Origin of the sequence: Vibrio crassostreae, assembly GCF_024347415.1 — a bacterium.
Classification (GTDB): domain Bacteria; phylum Pseudomonadota; class Gammaproteobacteria; order Enterobacterales; family Vibrionaceae; genus Vibrio; species Vibrio crassostreae.
The window spans coordinates 426,924-445,831 of sequence record NZ_AP025477.1; the positions used below are offsets into that span (position 1 = coordinate 426,924).

The 18,908-nt window shown below is 45.0% G+C and carries 17 protein-coding genes; 7 read left to right on the forward strand and 10 right to left on the reverse strand.

The features are described from left to right. Window positions 1-140: 140 nt before the first annotated feature. The 6 genes from rbsK to OC193_RS17705 all read right to left on the reverse strand — a co-directional run bounded on the left by rbsK (window position 141) and on the right by OC193_RS17705 (window position 5,806). On the reverse strand, window positions 141-1,067 hold the full coding sequence (rbsK, locus tag OC193_RS17680) for a ribokinase (RefSeq protein ID WP_048663432.1): 927 nt from the start codon (window positions 1,065-1,067) through the stop codon (window positions 141-143). A 231-nt stretch (window positions 1,068-1,298) separates the two neighbouring features. After that, window positions 1,299-2,177: a ribose ABC transporter substrate-binding protein RbsB gene (gene rbsB / locus OC193_RS17685; protein WP_048660336.1), complete on the reverse strand. Its 879-nt coding sequence runs from the start codon at window positions 2,175-2,177 to the stop codon at window positions 1,299-1,301. Between the two features lie 137 nt (window positions 2,178-2,314). Further along, the gene (rbsC, locus tag OC193_RS17690) at window positions 2,315-3,307 is read right to left on the reverse strand and encodes a ribose ABC transporter permease (protein ID WP_009844905.1); all 993 of its coding nucleotides are present in this window, start codon (window positions 3,305-3,307) and stop codon (window positions 2,315-2,317) included. After that, window positions 3,304-4,809 carry a ribose ABC transporter ATP-binding protein RbsA gene (rbsA, locus tag OC193_RS17695; RefSeq protein ID WP_048663433.1) on the reverse strand — a complete coding sequence of 502 codons (1,506 nt, stop codon included), beginning with the start codon at window positions 4,807-4,809 and terminating at the stop codon, window positions 3,304-3,306. Before rbsA ends, rbsC begins: the two co-directional genes overlap by 4 nt. A gap of 61 nt (window positions 4,810-4,870) precedes the next feature. Continuing rightward, window positions 4,871-5,290, reverse strand: a complete 420-nt coding sequence (gene rbsD, locus OC193_RS17700; protein ID WP_048663521.1) for a D-ribose pyranase — start codon at window positions 5,288-5,290, stop codon at window positions 4,871-4,873. Window positions 5,291-5,491: 201 nt separating this feature from the next. Further along, window positions 5,492-5,806: a winged helix-turn-helix domain-containing protein gene (locus OC193_RS17705; protein WP_048663434.1), complete on the reverse strand. Its 315-nt coding sequence runs from the start codon at window positions 5,804-5,806 to the stop codon at window positions 5,492-5,494. A 440-nt stretch (window positions 5,807-6,246) separates the two neighbouring features. Here OC193_RS17705 and OC193_RS17710 point away from each other — a divergent pair, with 440 nt between their 5' ends. After that, window positions 6,247-6,864: a porin family protein gene (locus OC193_RS17710; protein WP_048663435.1), complete on the forward strand. Its 618-nt coding sequence runs from the start codon at window positions 6,247-6,249 to the stop codon at window positions 6,862-6,864. Between the two features lie 115 nt (window positions 6,865-6,979). Here the strand turns inward: OC193_RS17710 and OC193_RS17715 are convergent, their stop codons facing one another. Then, window positions 6,980-8,023, reverse strand: coding sequence for an endonuclease/exonuclease/phosphatase family protein (locus OC193_RS17715; protein WP_048663436.1), 1,044 nt, complete (start codon window positions 8,021-8,023; stop codon window positions 6,980-6,982). A gap of 403 nt (window positions 8,024-8,426) precedes the next feature. Between OC193_RS17715 and OC193_RS17720 the strand changes: the two genes are divergently transcribed. From OC193_RS17720 to OC193_RS17740, 5 genes are all read left to right on the forward strand, one after another. Then, window positions 8,427-10,319: an extracellular solute-binding protein gene (locus OC193_RS17720; protein ID WP_048663437.1), complete on the forward strand. Its 1,893-nt coding sequence runs from the start codon at window positions 8,427-8,429 to the stop codon at window positions 10,317-10,319. Between the two features lie 12 nt (window positions 10,320-10,331). Next, on the forward strand, window positions 10,332-11,420 hold the full coding sequence (locus OC193_RS17725; RefSeq protein ID WP_048663438.1) for a microcin C ABC transporter permease YejB: 1,089 nt from the start codon (window positions 10,332-10,334) through the stop codon (window positions 11,418-11,420). A gap of 31 nt (window positions 11,421-11,451) precedes the next feature. Further along, entirely contained in the window at window positions 11,452-12,474 is a 1,023-nt protein-coding gene (locus OC193_RS17730; RefSeq protein WP_048663439.1) for an ABC transporter permease, read from the forward strand. Window positions 12,475-12,483: 9 nt separating this feature from the next. After that, complete coding sequence (gene yejF, locus OC193_RS17735; RefSeq protein WP_048663440.1) at window positions 12,484-14,106, forward strand: microcin C ABC transporter ATP-binding protein YejF; 1,623 nt, start codon at window positions 12,484-12,486, stop codon at window positions 14,104-14,106. Between the two features lie 116 nt (window positions 14,107-14,222). Then, window positions 14,223-14,777, forward strand: a complete 555-nt coding sequence (locus OC193_RS17740; RefSeq protein ID WP_048663441.1) for an RNA-binding S4 domain-containing protein — start codon at window positions 14,223-14,225, stop codon at window positions 14,775-14,777. Between the two features lie 163 nt (window positions 14,778-14,940). Here the strand turns inward: OC193_RS17740 and OC193_RS17745 are convergent, their stop codons facing one another. Continuing rightward, window positions 14,941-15,822 carry a LysR family transcriptional regulator gene (locus tag OC193_RS17745; protein WP_048663442.1) on the reverse strand — a complete coding sequence of 294 codons (882 nt, stop codon included), beginning with the start codon at window positions 15,820-15,822 and terminating at the stop codon, window positions 14,941-14,943. Between the two features lie 105 nt (window positions 15,823-15,927). On the opposite strand from OC193_RS17745, the gene OC193_RS17750 reads away from it, so the two are divergent. Further along, on the forward strand, window positions 15,928-16,890 hold the full coding sequence (locus OC193_RS17750) for a nitrilase family protein (protein ID WP_048663443.1): 963 nt from the start codon (window positions 15,928-15,930) through the stop codon (window positions 16,888-16,890). A gap of 159 nt (window positions 16,891-17,049) precedes the next feature. On the opposite strand, the gene OC193_RS17755 is transcribed toward OC193_RS17750, so the two are convergent. Further along, window positions 17,050-17,493 (reverse strand): F0F1 ATP synthase subunit epsilon, encoded by a 444-nt coding sequence (locus OC193_RS17755; RefSeq protein ID WP_048660327.1) that lies wholly within the window; start codon window positions 17,491-17,493, stop codon window positions 17,050-17,052. 14 nt (window positions 17,494-17,507) lie between these two features. Next, window positions 17,508-18,893, reverse strand: a complete 1,386-nt coding sequence (atpD, locus tag OC193_RS17760) for a F0F1 ATP synthase subunit beta (protein WP_019820615.1) — start codon at window positions 18,891-18,893, stop codon at window positions 17,508-17,510. Window positions 18,894-18,908 lie beyond the last annotated feature (15 nt).

Below are 18,908 nucleotides of genomic sequence, written 5' to 3' on the forward strand. Positions count from 1 at the left end.
TGGGAGTAACTTGCCACGTTGCGCGATATTCTGCCCGAAAACAGGGGCTTATGCTTGTTATTTGTTGTTACCGAAATTGAAGGCTAACACCCGTTAACTACGGTTTAGCTCAGGAGTTAAGCCTTCAAATAGGTGTCAAGCTAAGCAGATAATTGCTCTGATAAAAACGCATCCGTTTCAGCTCTGCTTGGGATTGACGTCTGAGCGCCAAAGCGAGTCACTGAAATTGCAGCCGCAGCGTGAGCAAACTTAATTGCGCGTTCTAATGGCATGTCTTCAAGCAAGCCCGTCACTAATGCGCCATTGAAGGTATCACCAGCAGCCGTGGTATCTGTCGCTTCAACGCGGAAGCCAGCAATTAACTCACCTTCTCCGTTTTTACTAACCCAAACGCCTTTAGCGCCAAGTGTGATCATCACAGTCTTGATGCCTTTAGCATGCAGAGCCAAAGCCGCCTGATGAGCAGATGCGCTGTCGGTTACGGTAACGCCCGTCAATACTTCTGCTTCGGTTTCGTTTGGTGTAATCACATCAACACATGCTAGTAAGGTATCCGACAATGGACGAGCAGGGGCAGGATTTAAAATAACTTGAGTGCCGCTCTCTTTTGCTACTTTTGCTGCGTATTCAATGCCTTCAATTGGCGTTTCAAGTTGAGTCAGCAGGTATTTAGCACCACGAATCTTCTCTAGATGCGGTTCGATTTGATCGCAAGTCAGCTTGTTGTTGGCTTCAGCTGAAAGACAAATGCTGTTTTCGCCCGTTGCGGATACTTGGATCATCGCAATGCCTGTTGAGGTGTTGTCTGCAACGATAACACCGTCGATGTTGATGCCGTCTTTGGCGAAATCTTGACGAATATTGATGCCAAATGAGTCGTCACCGACACAAGCGATAAAGCCGATATCTGCGTTTAATCGTGCAGCCGCGACCGCTTGGTTTGCGCCTTTACCGCCAGGAATGACCTGATAGTTACCGCCAATCAAGGTTTCACCCGGACGAGGGAACGAAGGAACTTGCAGTACGTGGTCAGCGTTAACGCTACCTAAAACAATCAGTTGAGTCATGATACGAGCCTTATGATATATCGTATTTGAAAATGCATGGGTCTTTCTCATTACGTTAACTCTCGTTACGTAAATCGCTCGCCTTGTTAGACGGCGTATGAGAAACAGCGATGCACTGTCGGTATTTTTGTTTTTGGTCTTGAGCCAGCGAGTTAGTGAGCTAATGAGCAGGGAGATAGGGGACTCCCTGCTTAATTAGATTCCAGCGCTAAACTGAGTGACTAAACAGAGTTACTTAGCGATGATTTTTAGAGGTACTGGTACGTACTCGTCTACTGTTTCGCCTTTAAGCACTTTGTCTGCCATCTCGATACCTAGAGAACCGATTAGGTCTGGCTGTTGTGCAACGGTTGCGCCAAGTAGGCCACGGTTAACTGCTGCGATGCCGTCTTCAGTGCCGTCGAAGCCAACGATCATTACGTCTTTACCAGATGCTTGAACTGCGCGAAGAGCACCTAGTGCCATTTCATCGTTCTGAGCGAATACTGCTTCAACGTCTGGGTTCGCTGCAAGTAGGTTTTCCATTACGTTCAGACCTTTAGTACGGTCAAAATCAGCAGGTTGGCTTGCTAGAAGCTCTAGGCCGCTGCCGTTTACCGCGTTCATGAAGCCTTCACCACGTTCACGAGCTGCAGAAGTACCTGCGATGCCTTCAAGTTGAATTACTTTCGCTTTTTCGCCCACTTTTTCCATAATGAAGTGACCCGCCATTTCACCACCGATTACGTTATCAGATGCGATGTGGCTCACTACGTCACCACGGCTTGCGCCACGGTCTAGTGTTAGTACTGGGATGTTAGAGCGGTTAGCCATGCGAATTGCGTTAGACACGGCGTCTGAATCCGTTGGGTTGATCAGGATTGCCTTAACACCACGAATGGTTAGATCTTCAATGTTCGACAGCTCTTTGCTTGGGTCGTTTTGAGAATCAAGAACGATAAGCTTGTAGCCTAGCTCTTCAGCTTTCGCTTCTGCGCCATCTTTCATGGTTACGAAGAATGGGTTGTTCAATGTAGACAGAACGATTGCCATTGTATCTTGCGCCTGTGCAGACACAGATACCGTTGTAGAAAGAAGAGCAGCAGAAATAAGAGTCGCTAATTTTTTCATGGTGTAAGTCCTTTGTGTAGGGTGAGCTAGGAGGTGAGTCCTAGCTCGTTGTTACATTATTTATAGATTTAATGTTTGTTATTTATTGATGCTTTTTTGTTGAAAAGCAGGGTATTGCATTGACTCAAACTAGAGTCTTATTTGTTTTTGTTGTCGACCAATACCGCCAGAAGAATAACCACTGCTTTTGCAATCATCTGGTAGTAAGAAGATACGTCTAATAGGTTTAGGGCGTTGTTTAGGAAGCCGATAATCAGTGCACCAATCAATGTACCCATGATACGACCACGACCGCCAGCTAAGCTTGTGCCACCCAATACCACGGCTGCGATAGCGTCTAGCTCATAACCCATACCTGCGGTTGGTTGAGCTGATGACAAGCGAGATGCCACGATGATGCCAGCTACAGCAGCTAACAGACCACAGATTGCGTAAACGCCGATTTTTACTTTGTCTACATCGATGCCTGATAGGCGAGTTGCTGATTCGTTGCCACCCAGAGCGTAAACGTAGCGACCAAAGCGTGTGTGGTTAAGTAGGTACCATACCGCTGCGAATACCACGACCATGATCCATACTGGAACCGGGATGCCCATTGCGTAGCCTGTACCGAACCAAGCGAATGCGTCTGCTGTGTCTGTGAAGCCAGTTGAGATAGGGCGACCATCGGTATAAACCATGGTTACGCCGCGAAGTAGTGTCATGGTTACAAGCGTTGCGATGAAGGCTTGAACCTTACCCTTAGCGATAATCACACCACTGATAGCGCCCAATGCTGCACCAGCTACAAGAGCCGTTGGCACTGCTATCATCACAGGGATTTCCATGCCAATCATGCTGGCTGCGAATGCACCACAAAGTGCCAGTACAGAGCCGACACTTAAGTCGATACCCGCGGTTAGGATAACCAACGTCATACCCACAGCGATGATTGCGTTAACCGAGGTTTGGCGCAGAATGTTTAGGATGTTGTCGACAGTAAAGAAGTTCGGGTTTAAGAAAGAAACGACAACAATCAGGAAGATCAAAGCTATCAGTGATTTTTGATCAATCAGCCACTCTTTGCTGATTAACGGCTTCTTCTTCGGCGCTTCGGTTTCAGTTGTTTTGCTCATGGTTTTAGTACTCATGCTGCGTCCTCGTTGATCTTTTTACCGACCGCACACGCCAGTAATAATTCTTGGTTTGCTTCTTTAGCGTCAAATTCACCGCTTACACGGCCTTCATGCATCACCATGATGCGGTCACTCATTCCTAACACTTCTGGCATTTCAGATGAGACCAAAATGATGCTCATGCCGTCGGCTTTAAATTTATTAATGAGTTGGTAAATCTCTTTCTTAGCACCGACATCGACACCACGCGTTGGCTCATCGAGAATCAGTACTTTTGGTTTGGTCATCAATCCTTTAGCGATAGCCACTTTCTGTTGGTTACCACCAGAAAGGTTGCCAATGATCTGCTCGCGAGTAGGGGTTTTGATGTTGAACAGTTTGATGAAGTCATCAACTGCAATCACTTCGTCTTTATGTTGGATTTGACCGCTCTTAGTCAGCAGATCCAGTGAACATAGAGACATGTTTTCTTTAACAGAAAGCCCAAGTACTAAGCCATCGCCTTTACGGTCTTCTGAGATGTAAGCAATGCCATTGGCCAAGCCATCTCTCGGGCTAACAGGGTTGATGGTTTTGTTTTCTAGGTTGATGACGCCGCGTTCACTTGGAAGGGCACCGTAAATCACTTTCATCAGTTCGGTACGACCTGCGCCCATCAGCCCAGATACACCCAGGATTTCACCGCGTTTTAGCGTAAAGCTCACGTCATGAACACCAGAACCAGTCAAGCCGATCACTTCAAGGCAGGTTTCACCGTGGCTTTGGCCGATACGTGGATATTGCTCGTCTAACTTACGACCAACCATCATTTCGATTAAGCCATCTTCGTCGGTGTCTTTTACTTCACATTGACCAATGAATTTGCCGTCGCGAAGTACGGTGATGTCGTCGCAAATCTCAAAGATCTCTTTGAGTCGGTGAGATATGTAAACAATGCCGCAGCCTTCATCACGCAGTTCGTTGATCACCTTAAACAGAGACTCAGTTTCAGTATCGGTTAGCGCGTCAGTCGGCTCATCCATGATGATGACCTTTGATTCAAACGAAAGGGCTTTCGCGATCTCTACCATTTGTTGCTCACCAAGGCTCAACTGGCCTAAAAGTGTTTTTGAGCTGTGCTTTACGTTCAGGCGTTTAAGTAGCTTGTCCGCTTCTTGGTACATCTCGCTCCACAAGATGCGACCCATGGTGCCGGTGATTTCACGACCTAAGAAGATGTTTTCGGCGATGGTTAACTCAGGAATCAGATTCAGTTCTTGGTGAATGATGCTAATGCCTGCTTGTTGAGAATCACGCGGCCCTTTAAATGCGGCAGGTTTTCCTTGGTAGGCGATAGTACCGCCGTCCAAGTGATAAATACCTGTCAGCACTTTCATGAGGGTTGATTTACCTGCACCGTTTTCGCCCATTAACGCCATTACGCGTCCTGGGTAAACGTTGAGGCTTGCCTTATCCAGTGCTTTCACACCTGGGAAGGCTTTCTCAATTGAGCTAAGTTCTAAAATGGCTTGAGTCATGTCGGTTCCTTTACTCGGGGCCAGTTGTATTTGGTTGTGTCTGTGTATGGTTTAGCTTTTATTAAAAAGTCACGCCAGCTTGGAAAATAACATTTGCGTATGGTGTGCATTCACCAGTACGAATCACTGCGCGGCTGTCATGTGTACGCTGCTTAAACTCTTCATGAGTGATGTAAGTAATCGAAAGTGGTTTGCCACAACGTGCTTCTTCCGTTTTGATTTGATCAATCAGCGCTGCGTGATGTTCTGGGCTGACTTTCGCGAATTCTTCTGCAATCACAACGCCTTCAATTTGAGACTCATCAAGCATGGTCTTCACTGTTTGGGCGAAGCTCGGTACACCGTGAGTCAAAGCAAGATCAATACGAGTTACGTGGTCTGGAATCGGTAAGCCCGCGTCACAAATCGTGATTTCATCTGTGTGGCCAAGAGTCGCCACTAAGTAAGAGAGTTCAGAGTTTATTAGAGTACTTTTTTTCATATCACGACCTATCAAAAAATAACGCTTAATGGGTTGAGAACAACTCAAGAAAAAGCCATCGAAACGTTTCGATAGTGATAATAGTGTCTGATTTATCATTTGCACGTTTGATTGTTTTAGAGTGTGATAACGATCATCGAAACGTTTCGATAGGGCGTTTTTTGGTGATCTCAGTCAACGCCATTGATTGCATAAATTTGGCTACGTGGGTTCAATTGATAGCACATATCCAAACTTACTGATGGTAATGATCTGGACGTTTGGCGTTCTCAATCGCGCGAAGACATTGCGTAGGTTATAGACGACGTTTGCAAGGGCATGCGGTGACGAGAGTTGCCCGTCCCAGCACACATCAACAATATGTTCTCTCGAAATCGGCTTTCCCACATTTTCTATCAGTAAGCAGAGCACTGCTAATAGGTGAGGGCGCAAGGTGATTTTATTCCCTTGCTCGTTGGTAATAGTGCGAGCGTCGATATCAATGATTAAGCCGTTGAAGTCTATTGTGTGGTTCATCGTGTTTTTTGATCGTCTTATTCTGAATTGTGGAGATTGAGCGAAATTGGCTGCTTTTGGATCGGATAACTATTTAAGTGTGGTTATTTAAGTGTACGAATGGTCAAAGCGCGCGAATTATGCAGAATCGCATCACTCTTGAAAGTAAGCGTTCGTAAGTCTGCGTGAATAAAATCTAAAAATGGGATGATTGGAAAATTGAGTGGAAGGTTTTATCTAGAAAAGACGTGTTTTTATTTCTTTATTATTCATGTGTTTATTTTGTTATTACTGATTATGTTGGCTGAAGTTACAAAGTGATTATATTTTTATTTATTTTTTTGTTTTCAGTGAGATTAACCTGCTTGCCAATTCGACGGGGTGTCGGATAACTCTAACAAGATTGTGCAGCATAGGAAGGTGTAACAATCATGATTTGCACTAAGTAAGGTCAAGCAGTAATGAACAACAAATTAATTTTAAGCATCGCGCTGATGTCAGCCGTGGCGGCAAGCAATGTAATGGCATCCGATAGTGGTTTTTATCTAGGTGGTGCAATCGGTACTTCTGGTATTGATGATGGAGGGTTAATTGATTCTCAAGCTCCTGTTACTTTTAAAGCAGAAGACAATACTTACCGATTAATTGCTGGTTACAAGTTTAACCGCATTGTGTCGATTGAGGCTCAATATACAGACTTTGGTGATATTGCTCTTAAAACCAATTCTGGAGACAAGGTTTTCACTTGGACACCTCAAATCTTTTCTGTAACGGCTAACCTTGGCTACACGTTTGATAATGGCGTGCGTCCATTTGGTACGATTGGTTTATCTACGATTGACTTAGATATGGAGCTTGCAGATGGATCGCGACCATCAGGTAATGGATTTGATGATACTGGTGATGGAATCCGCATGGGAGTTGGGGTTGAATACACGCCACCAACCATGTCTGCGTTGAGCTTCCGATTAGCGTATGAGGCTGATGCTTTTAATGTTGATAGTTATGACTATGGATATAAAACTGAAAAGACAGTTGTACTTGATTCGTTCTACCTTGGTGCGATGTACACCTTCTAAGTTTCACACTTTGTTAAACGGTAAATCGGTTTCTAAATGGGGCGTCGGTTGGCTCAACCCGTTTAGCTAAAGTGAAAGGCCGCAGTTTTTGACTGCGGCTTTTTTATGTTTAACTCTAGGCTTCACGGATATGCGCGGTAACAGATACGATGGCATGGTCGGTACTGAATTGGTCGTGTTCAAAACTAGGATTAATCAGATGATGGTCTAACACTGTGTAACTAGAGATCTCCATCAAGCTTGATGAGTTCTGACAATCGAATTCGTTCGACATCAAAATGTAGTCCAGTACAGATCCAGAAGCGCCGTAGTAGTGGGTTGGTTTGCGTTGTTCGAGCAAGTCTTCTTCATGTAACTGATGGTAAAGATCCCAGCTGTCTTTTAATCGAAAGTGGGATAGCCAATGCTTGCTGTTTTCGTCTCGGTTGATTGAGTAACTCAACAGCCCTTTAAACTCATCATTAAACAGAGGCTTATTAAAATCACCCATCAACACAACAGGCTGGTCGGTCTGGTAACGTTGATTGGTGATGTATTGATGCAGCATCTGAGCTTCTAGACCGCGTTGGACACTCGATAACCAAGAGCCAAGTTGTTCTTGATGGAAGCGAGTGAGCGTGTCACTTTGTGGTTTTTCACCTTGCAGAGCGTTGTCCGCATCGACAGATTCTGCTTTTGGTTCTGTCGGACGCTGTGATTTGAAGTGCACCACATAACAGTCGGTTGAACCTAAATGGGGTAACGTAATTGTGGCGTGAATAGGCGTTCGGTTGAATGAGAATTTGCCGCCAAGGTTGAATACTGTCAGTAACTTCGAATCTGGTGTAACAGGCTGTACGTTTTCAATCGGGTAACGCGATGCAATACCAACGACAGGTGAGGTGTATAGGTAATCATCTTCAACATGTGCGCTATCGACAACTGCAAAGTAAGGGTAACCCAGTACTTTCATTAATTGCTCTAAAGATTCAGGGCTAAATATCTCTTGGAAGCCGATCACATCACAATCTAATGAACGAATCGCTTCAGTCATCCAATGTTGCTTCTTTTGCCATTCTTCGAAGCTGTAGATGTTCTCAAAATCATAATAAGCATTCGGTGGTTCGAGGTAGTTCAAAAGGTTGAACGTTGAGAATGTTATTTGGTTTGGTTTGTTCAAAGTGTCATTCCATTTAGACCTAGGCTGCAAGGATACTCCAGTAAAGTATAGTTTGTTGATTATTTAGAACCTAAATTTCGCTTTAGAAGCGAATCAAAGGAAATCTAAGTCGTGGAGGCTTGTGTCATTCACGCTAGCGCAATCTTAGTGCTTCTGCCTTCCCCCGTACTTTTTTACGCCACCAAACTAATCAAAGCAATCAACTCAATCAAAGCTTACTGCATTCAATAACTTCGAGCTGTAACGAGTTAATTGTAAATAAACCGTCAGAGATGAAGTGCTGATGGTTTTATTAGTTATTACATGATGTTAGATTTGAACCTATACTTGTTTTAGCGGTGTGTATTCAAAGCCGATTAATCAAGTTGAATATCGAATTCATAACATTTGAAGGGAGAGTCAAATGGGAACAGTTTTCCGAAGCAAAGCCTCGCAGCGCACTCAGTTTTTCAGGTTAAATTTAACTTCATGTGCAGTCATGCTGCCGCTTATTGCTCTATATCCCTCCGTTACACACGCTTCTGATACCGAAACACCTGCCGTCACCGTAATTGAAACCACTCAACTGGTTGGTTTTGGTGAAGCGAAATATCCAGCCGATTTCACTCACTTTGATTACGTTAATCCTGATGCGCCAAAACTAGGTAAAGTGACCTACGGCAGCATTGGCACCTACGATAGCTTTAATCGATTCGGTTCTCGCGGCGTTGCTGCAAGTTACACGGGTGAGATTTACGATACCTTGATGTTTTCTCCGAGCGACGAGATTGATGCGTATTATCCATTAATCGCCTCAAAGGTTCGCTACGCCAGTGATTTCACTTGGATGGAAATTGATATCAATCCAAAAGCCAGATTCAATGATGGTGAGCCTATTACGGCTCATGATGTGGCATTCACCTTTAATAAGTTTTCAACCGAGGGTGTGCCTCAATACCGTGTCTATTACAAAGAAATTAAGTCAGTCACCGCGGTTTCTGATTTAGTGGTTCGTATTGAGATGGAGAAGCCAAACCGCGAGAAGTTGTTTAGCTTTGCCCAAAGTACTCGCGTATTGCCAGAGCATTATTGGAAAGATAAGAAGCTGTCTGAACCTTTGAGTGAGCCGCCGGTAGGAAGTGGCCCTTATAAGATCATCAGCTATAAATCGGGTCAAAGCGTGACTTACGGTTTAGATGAAAATTACTGGGCAGCCGACCTGCCTGTTAACGTCGGTCGTAATAACTTCAAAGAAGTACAATACGATTACTACCGTGACGACACAGTAATGCTAGAAGCCTTCAAAGCAGGGGAGTTCGATCTTCGAACCGAAAACTCAGCTAAGTTTTGGGCCAATTCATACACGGGCGCGAACTTCGATAAAGGCTACATCATCAAAGAAGAGATCAACCATGAGAAGCCAGAAACGACTCAAGGTTTTGTCTTCAACATTCAATCTCCTGTGTTCTCAGATCCAAAGGTTCGTGAAGCGTTAACCTACGCGATGGACTTTGAGTGGATGAACAAGAACATGTTCTACGGTCAGTACAAGCGCACTCGTAGTTATTTCCAAAACACCGACTATGAAGCGAAAGGCTTGCCAAGCGAAGCTGAAGTAGCGTTGCTGTCTCAGTACAAAGATCAGATTCCTCCGCGAGTGTTTACCGAAGAATTCCAGCCTCCAGTCACCGATGGTAGTGGCCGTATTCGTAGCCAGATGCGTACTGCTTTCAAGCTCATGAAAGAAGCGGGTTGGGTGCTGAAAGACAAAGTGATGACCAACGAAAAGACTGGCAAGCCGATGTCATTTGAGTTGTTGATTTACAGCCCAACCACGGAGCGTATTGCAACGCCGGTTCAGAAGAACTTGAAGCGTATGGGTATCGAGATGAAGATCCGTACCATCGATACGACTCAGTATATCAAGCGTCTTCGTGATCGTGATTTCGACATGGTGTCTTCGTCATTTTCTGCCAACCCTTATCCTAGCCCGAACTTAATGATTGTTTGGAACTCTAACTACATTGATTCTACTTACAATACTGCAGGTGTAATGGATCCAGTGGTTGACGCGTTAACAGAACAAATCGCGAGCAACCAACAGCATCCTGAAAAGCTTCTTACACTAGGTCGTTCGCTAGACCGTGTATTGCAGTGGAATTTCTACAACATCCCTCAATGGCACGTCGGTGAATATCGCGTAGCAATGTGGGACAAGTTTGAGCGTCCAGATGTATTACCTAAATACGATTTAGGCATTGATACATGGTGGATTTCAGAAGAGAAGGCGGCTTTGCTTCCTGAAAAACGTCGCTAGGAGTTAGTTAGCATGGCCGCGTATATATTTCGGCGTTTACTATTGGTGATCCCCACGTTGTGGGCGATTATCACGATCAACTTTTTCATTATTCAGATTGCACCTGGTGGGCCGGTAGAACAAGCTGTTGCCCAATTAGAAGGGCACAACTCTGGGATCATGGAGCGCTTTTCTGGTGGTGGACAAGAAGTTGATTTAAGCGAAAGTGACCAAGCTTCTGCCAGTGGTTATAAAGGCTCACGCGGGCTTGATCCGGAAGTGGTTGAAGAGATCAAAAAGCAGTTTGGTTTTGATAAGCCGATTCATGTTCGCTACTTCGACATGTTGAAAAATTACGCGACCTTTAACTTTGGTGAAAGCCTGTTTAAGGGCGGTAACGTGATTGATTTGATCATTGAGCGTTTACCTGTCTCCATTTCCTTGGGGTTGTGGAGTACGTTAATCATCTATGTGATTTCGATACCTTTAGGCATCATGAAGGCGATACATCACGGTTCTCGCTTCGATATTTGGTCGAGCGCGGTCGTGATTGTCGGCTATGCCGTTCCGGGCTTCTTGTTTGCGATTATCCTGATTATTTTGTTCGCGAGTGGTAACTACTTCAGTTGGTTCCCATTGCGTGGCTTGGTATCAAGTAACTTTGAGCAGCTTAATTGGTATCAGCAAATTGGCGACTATTTCTGGCACTTAGCATTGCCTATTTTTGCGATGGTTATCGGTGGCTTTGCCACACTCAGCATGCTGACCAAAAACTCCTTCCTTGATGAAATCAATAAGCAATATGTGGTGACTGCGAGAGCGAAAGGCTTGGACGAGAGCAGTATTCTCTATAAGCACGTTTTCCGTAACGCCATGCTGATCATTATTGCGGGTTTCCCAAGCGCATTTATTAGTATTTTCTTCACGGGTTCTATGTTGATTGAAGTGATGTTTTCACTCGAAGGAATTGGTCTGCTTGGCTTTGAATCAACCATTCAACGTGACTATCCCGTGGTGTTCAGCTCTCTCTATATCATGACCTTGCTTGGCTTGGTGCTGAGCATTATCTCCGACCTGACGTATACCTGGGTTGATCCTCGAATTGATTTTGAAGCGCGTTAATGGCGAACGAATAACAAGGTATTGATAATAAATGTTTAACAACCCTTTAGCTGAAGCTCGTTGGTTACGTTTTAAAGCAAACAAGCGTGGTTTTATCTCCCTTTGGATATTTACCATCTTGTTTGGACTGAGCCTGTTCGCTGAGATCATCGCTAACGATAAGCCTTTATTGGTTTCTTATGATAATCAGTGGTTTGTGCCTGTTATCAATGAATACGCCGAGACGGAATTTGGTGGTGAGTTTGAAACTGAAGCCGACTATAAAGATCCGTATGTTATTGAGCTCATCGAAGACAGCGGTTACATCGTGTGGCCAATCATTCCGTTTAGCTACGACACGATAAACTTCGATATTTCAGGTGCGGTGCCATCTGAACCTGATTCTGTGAATTGGCTAGGAACCGATGATAAGGGGCGAGATGTATTAGCTCGTATCATTTATGGCTTCCGTATTTCTGTTCTATTTGGTTTTATTCTGACCATTGTATCGAGCGTGATCGGTGTCGTCGTCGGGGCAACACAAGGGTACTACGGTGGTTGGGTTGATCTATTCGGGCAGCGCTTCATTGAAGTCTGGTCTGGTATGCCGACCCTGTTCTTGCTGATCATTCTATCGAGTTTTATTGAGCCTAATTTCTGGTGGTTGCTGGGGATTATGGTGCTGTTCAGTTGGATGAGTTTAGTTGGCATCGTGCGAGCGGAATTCTTACGCTGCCGAAACTTTGACTATGTGCGTGCTGCTCAGGCCATGGGCGTTGATGATAAACGCATTATGCTTCGTCACATGCTGCCCAACGCGATGGTTGCTTCGTTAACCATGATGCCGTTTATTCTTTCTGGCTCGGTGACCACATTAACCTCATTAGATTTCTTGGGCTTTGGTCTTTCTGCGGGTTCGCCTTCATTAGGTGAGCTTTTGGCGCAAGGTAAAGCGAACTTACAAGCGCCTTGGCTTGGTATCTCTGCTTTCGTTGTGCTTTCACTGATGCTTACGTTACTTGTCTTCGTTGGTGAAGCGGTACGTGATGCCTTCGACCCGCATCAACAGAAGTAAGGATAGGTTATGACTTTAAATACAGTTCCTGCTTCTCCAGTTTTAACGATAGACAAACTGTCTGTCGGTTTCGGGCGAAAAGATTCGATAGAACAAGTGACACAAGATGTCTCTTTAGAAATATACAAAGGTGAAACGCTCGCGCTGGTAGGCGAGAGTGGTTCTGGTAAATCGGTCACGGCTAATTCGATTTTAAAGCTGTTACCTAAAGGTTCGTCCCACTACCTAAACGGTAAGATCAATTTCTCTGGCACCGATATTCTGAGTTGTTCAGAAAGGCAATTGCGCGGGATTCGTGGTGGTCGCATTGGGATGATCTTCCAAGAACCTATGGTTTCGCTTAATCCACTTCATCGAATCGGAAAACAATTGGTTGAAACCTTAGCCATTCACCGAGGTATGCGAACCAACAAAGCGCAAGCCTTGGCGATAGAGTGGCTCTCAAAGGTGGGTATTCGTTACCCAGAGCAAAAAATTTCAGCCTATCCACATGAATTATCTGGTGGCGAACGTCAGCGTGTAATGATTGCGATGGCTCTCATCAATGAACCTGAGTTGCTTATTGCCGATGAGCCGACAACAGCACTAGACGTGTCGGTACAAGCGCAGATACTCGACCTGTTAAAAGATCTACAGCAAGAGCTGGGCATGGCGATGCTGTTTATCACCCATGACTTGAGTATCGTTCGTAAAATTGCCGACAGAGTCGCGGTAATGAAAGACGGTCGTCTTGTTGAAAGCAACGACTGCAAAACGCTGTTTAGCGCGCCTGCTCACCCTTACACTCAGAAACTCATCAACTCTGATCCAAAAGGTTTACCTGTTCCTGTATCACCAGAAAGCAAACCTCTGCTTGATGTGAACCAACTGCGCGTTTGGTTCCCGATTACTGGCGGTTTGTTCAAGCGTACTATTTCGCATGTTAAAGCCGTCACGGATATGGAGTTCACCTTGAAGAAAGGCCACTCCATCGGCCTAGTCGGTGAGAGTGGCTCGGGTAAATCAACAACTGGTATGGCGATTTTGAAGCTGGTGGAGAGTGAAGGTTCGATTACTTATTCGAACGAACAGCTTCAAGGCTTAAACCGCCAACAGATGTTGCCATTTCGAAGCCGTATGCAAGTTGTCTTTCAAGACCCGTTCTCGGCATTGAACCCAAGGATGTCGGTCGCGCAAGTGATCGGTGAAGGTTTACTGGTTCATCAACAATTGGATGAGCTTGAACTAGACCAACGCATCTGTGACGTTATGAAAGAGGTCGACCTTGATCCTGAAACTCGTCATCGTTATCCGAATGAATTTTCTGGCGGGCAAAGGCAGCGTATCGCGATTGCTCGTGCTTTGATTCTGAAGCCAGAGTTTATCTTACTCGATGAACCGACGTCGTCACTCGACAGAACTGTTCAAGCGCAAGTGCTAGATCTACTGAAGTCACTTCAAGAAAAGTATGACCTGACGTACCTATTCATTAGTCATGATTTGAATGTCGTGAAGTCCCTATGTCATTACACCATCGTGATGAAAGCGGGAGAGGTGATAGAGAAGGGTGATACTGAGACTTTGTTTGGTAATCCGCAGCATGAATACACCAAGCAGTTGGTTAGCCTCTCGAATGTCGGTGGGGCTTTATAACGCAGAGAGTTTATTAAAACAAACAGGCTCTGGTTGAATTCAACATGGTCATTTACTTGTTTTACGATTACACTGCGCCCAATATTTCAGAAGTACATATTTAGGTAGAGGTCACCATGGACCAAGAACATTACGAAGACGCTGATTACGAAGGCCAAGAGCTGGGCGAAGAAGGCGAAGAGATTGAAATCGAAGCAATTGGTATTGATGTTTCATCACAGCCAATCGAACTCTACAAGGTGTTTAAAATTGCTAACCTAGTGAGTGGTGGCGGTGAAGCTAAACACATCATCTCTGAAGGCTACGTAGCGGTAAATGGTGAGCTAGAAACGCGTAAGCGTCGCAAAATGTACGATGGTGACTTCTTTGAATTCAACCAAGAGTACTATGTAGTGGTGTGTGATCAGCCAGTACAAGAAGAATCAGAAAAGCCGAAAAAGAAAGAAGCGCCTAAAAAAGATAACAAGGCGAAGAAAGGTCAGTCTAAAAAGGATTCTAAGAAGAAAGAGTCTAAGAAAAGCAAAGCTGAAATGCTAAGCGCAAAGGCTGAACCAAAGAAAGAGAAAAAAGAGAAAAAAGAGAAAAAAGAGAAGAAACCGAAAAAGAAAGCGGATACGCCTAAGCCAACACGTGACGATAAAAGCGGCCGTAATTCGATTGAATTCTTCTAAACTACAGTTCTAATCGACGGCTCTAAACTGCTTTTCTAAAACGAATCTTTTAAAACTATTCGTTTGAACATCAAGCAACGTTAGACCTCGGTTTTACGTTAAGCAGATATCAAAAGGCTCACTAGTTAGTGAGCTTTTTTGTTGGTGTAATTTAGCTTCCGGCCTAATTTTCTTTTTGATTAGCCACAAACTCCACAAACCTATCCCTGAGTGGATTTTCACTCTTCCCATTCCATATCAACCCCACTGGCCAAGTGGCGTATTCACCTTCTAACGCAATGAATGCCACATCGGTGTTACTAATGAACTGAGCACTGTTAGGAACAATGGTGAAGCCGATATTGGCAGAAACCAAGGCAAGCAGGGTGAGAATATCATCGGCTTCTTGCGTTTTTGATAAGTCGATTTTATTCGCAAGACAATATTGTTGAATCTGTCTGTCTAATCCGGGGCCACGATGTTGGGTCAGCTTTAGATAAGGCCATTTCGATAACTCAGAGACAACGAGATTTTTGCTTGGCGCTTGCTTGAGAAGATCTTTGTGTATCGCGACCACAAGTGAATCATTGAACAACGTTAGGCTTTCTAAATCCGATGATTCTGGTATCCGATTGAAGCTGATATCGAGATCATGGCTCAATAACTCATCTGTTTGTTGCTTGGAAGGTGTGTCATTTAAGGTGACATGAACGTCTGAGTACCGTTGTTTATAAGCTGCAATAAGCTTGGGTGCTCCATGATAAGTAGACACGCCAAAGCCAATGTTCAAATGTCCCTGAGTCCCTTTTACCACCGAGCCAGATAGCTGCTCAAACGCTTGCATTGAATGAACTAAACGTTGGGCTTCTGCCAGTAACGTTTTTCCTGCGTGCGTGAGCTCTGCGCCATTCCTACCACGAGAAAACAGAGACGCCCCAATGTTGGATTCAAGTCGTTGAATCTTTTTAGTGAGTGCAGATTGAGTAATGTAGAGCTGTTCTGACGCCAAGCGGTAATTACCCGATTTAGCCAACTGGCAGAATGCCTTCAGTAAATCAAATTCCATTCCAAATGCTCATTGAATTGAGAATATGTTTCATTATATGGAATTGAATTGATTTTTTATACTAGGTTCATACCAATCAGATAAAGCAAAGCTTGAGGACGAATCATGAAGAAAGACATCAAAGTAGCGTCGGTTCAATTTAACCACCACGCAGGTGATAAGGCGTATAACTTATCGGTTATAGAGCAATACGTTCAACAAGCTGCGGACAGTGGCGTGGAGATCATCAGTTTTCCTGAGATGTGCATCACTGGCTACTGGCATGTGTCTGCTTTGTCTCGCGATGAAATTGAAGTGTTAGCGGAACCTGTACCGAGCGGTGAATCAACTCAAAAACTCATTTCGCTGGCAACACAATTTGGCATGAGTGTTGGTGCGGGCTTGATAGAGCAGGGTACTGATGGCGAGTTATACAACACCTACGTATTTGCCATGCCAAATGGAGAAGTTCAGAAACACCGTAAACTGCACACCTTTGTTAGCTCTCACATGAGCAGTGGCGACCAATACACGGTGTTCGATACGCCGCATGGCTGCAAAGTCGGTATCTTGATTTGTTGGGATAACAACTTGGTCGAAAATGTCAGGATCACTGCGTTGAAAGGTGCAGATATATTGATTGCACCACACCAAACGGGCGGTTGTCATTCACGAAGCCCGAATGCGATGAAGCGTATTGACCCAGAGTTATGGTTTAACCGAGATGAAAACCTAGATGCGATTCGTGCTGAAATGCAGGGCAAGAATGGCCGCGAGTGGTTAATGCGTTGGTTGCCTGCAAGAGCGCACGACAACGGTATGTTTGTTGTGTTTAGTAATGGTGTCGGCGTTGATATGGATGAAGTAAGAACAGGCAATGCGATGGTCCTCAGCCCTTATGGTGAAATCATTGCTGAGACCGATAGTGTTGATAACGATATGGTGATTGCTGAGCTAAAAGCAGAAGAGTTAGACATGTGTACTGGTAGACGCTGGATTCGTGGCCGTAAGCCAGAGTTATATCATTCACTCACACAACCTCTTGGTCATGAACTTGATCCACACCAAGCACGTTTTGCAGAGAAGTAATTTTGTAAGTGCTGGTGGAAAAGGATGCACTAGGGGCGGTTGAAAGGGAGGGGAGAGTTGAAAGATAGGAGAGAAAGCCTGATGTAGTCCACCCACTTAAATCATGTTTAAGTGGGTAGACTATTTACACATCAAGCATCAAACGTCTGAGTTCTATTCTCAGTGTCTTGTGCGAGAAGACGTCAGTTCTGATGCACGTAACTGAGCAACGGCTTTCGCCAATTCAAGCTGAGCTTGTGCGAAGTTAATGTCTATGTTGCCCTTGTTGATGTTCTCTAGAGCCGCATATTTCGCCTCTTCTGCACGAGCGCGGTCAATGTCTTTACCATGCAAGGCAGTGTCGGCTAACACCGTAACGACATCCGGTTGAACTTCTAGCATCCCTCCAGAGACATACAGCACTTGGCCTTCTGATTTAGGGTCCGTGACAAACACGGTTACGCCCGGTTTGATCTTACTGAGAAGCGGAGAGTGACCGGGGCGAATCCCCAGTTCACCGTCAGCGCCAGAAACAGCTAGGGCATACGCTGGACCTGAAAACAGCGTACCTTCCGCACTTACAATATTAAGTTGAAATGTATTATCTGTGATTCCGATAGCCATTGTGCACCTACCTGTTAGAGTGATTTCGCTTTGTTAAGCACTTCGTCGATAGAACCACAGTACAAGAACGCTTGCTCTGGAATATCGTCATACTCACCGCTTAACAGACCTTTAAAGCCTCTTAGTGTTTCGCTTAGTGGTACAAAGACACCTTTCTGACCGGTAAACACTTCGGCTACGTGGTAAGGCTGAGTTAAGAAACGTTCAATCTTACGAGCGCGAGATACGGTCTGTTTGTCTTCAGTTGAAAGCTCATCCATACCAAGAATCGCGATGATGTCTTTTAGCTCTTTGTAGCGTTGCAGTGTTGTTTGTACTTTTTGTGCAATGTCGTAGTGCTCTTGGCCAACCACAAGTGGGTCTAACTGGCGAGAGGTTGAATCCAATGGATCAATCGCAGGGTAGAGGCCCAATGCCGCGATATTACGAGACAGTACAACGGTCGCATCTAAGTGAGCAAAGGTTGTTGCTGGCGATGGATCGGTCAAGTCATCCGCAGGTACGTATACTGCTTGGATAGACGTGATAGAACCTTGTCTAGTTGAAGTGATACGCTCTTGAAGCACACCCATCTCTTCAGCCAGTGTTGGTTGGTAACCTACTGCAGAAGGCATACGACCTAGCAGAGCTGATACTTCAGTCCCGGCAAGCGTGTAACGGTAAATGTTATCAATGAACAACAGTACGTCACGACCTTCATCACGGAAGCGCTCAGCCATAGTCAGGCCTGTAAGTGCTACACGTAGACGGTTTCCCGGTGGCTCGTTCATTTGGCCGTAAACCATGGCTACTTTGTCTAGTACACCCGCTTCTTTCATCTCGTAGTAGAAGTCGTTACCTTCTCGAGTACGCTCGCCTACACCAGTAAACACAGAAAGACCTGAGTGGGCTTTGGCGATGTTGTTGATAAGCTCCATCATGTTGACGGTTTTACCTACGCCGGCACCACCGAACAGACCAATTTTACCACCCTTAGCGAATGGACAGATAAGGTCGATAACCTTAACACCCGTCTCGAGAAGCTCAGTACTGTTTGCTTGTTCTTCATAAGAAGGGGCTTCACGGTGAATTTCGTAGTTTTCTTTCTGGCCGATTTCACCACATTCATCAATAGGCTGACCAAGTACGTTCATGATACGGCCCAATGTTTCTTCGCCGACAGGCACCGTGATTGGTGAGCCTGTGTTTTCAACCGTTAGGCCACGACGTAAGCCATCTGACGTACCCATTGCAATACAACGAACGATATTGCTACCCAGTTGTTGCTGTACTTCCAATACTAACGAGCTTGCTTCGTCGCTAGTCACTTTCAATGCATCATAAACCCGTGGGCTGTTGCCGCCGCTGAACTCAACGTCAACCACCGCGCCGATTACTTTAACTATTTTTCCAACACTCATTCTTAAATCCTCAAA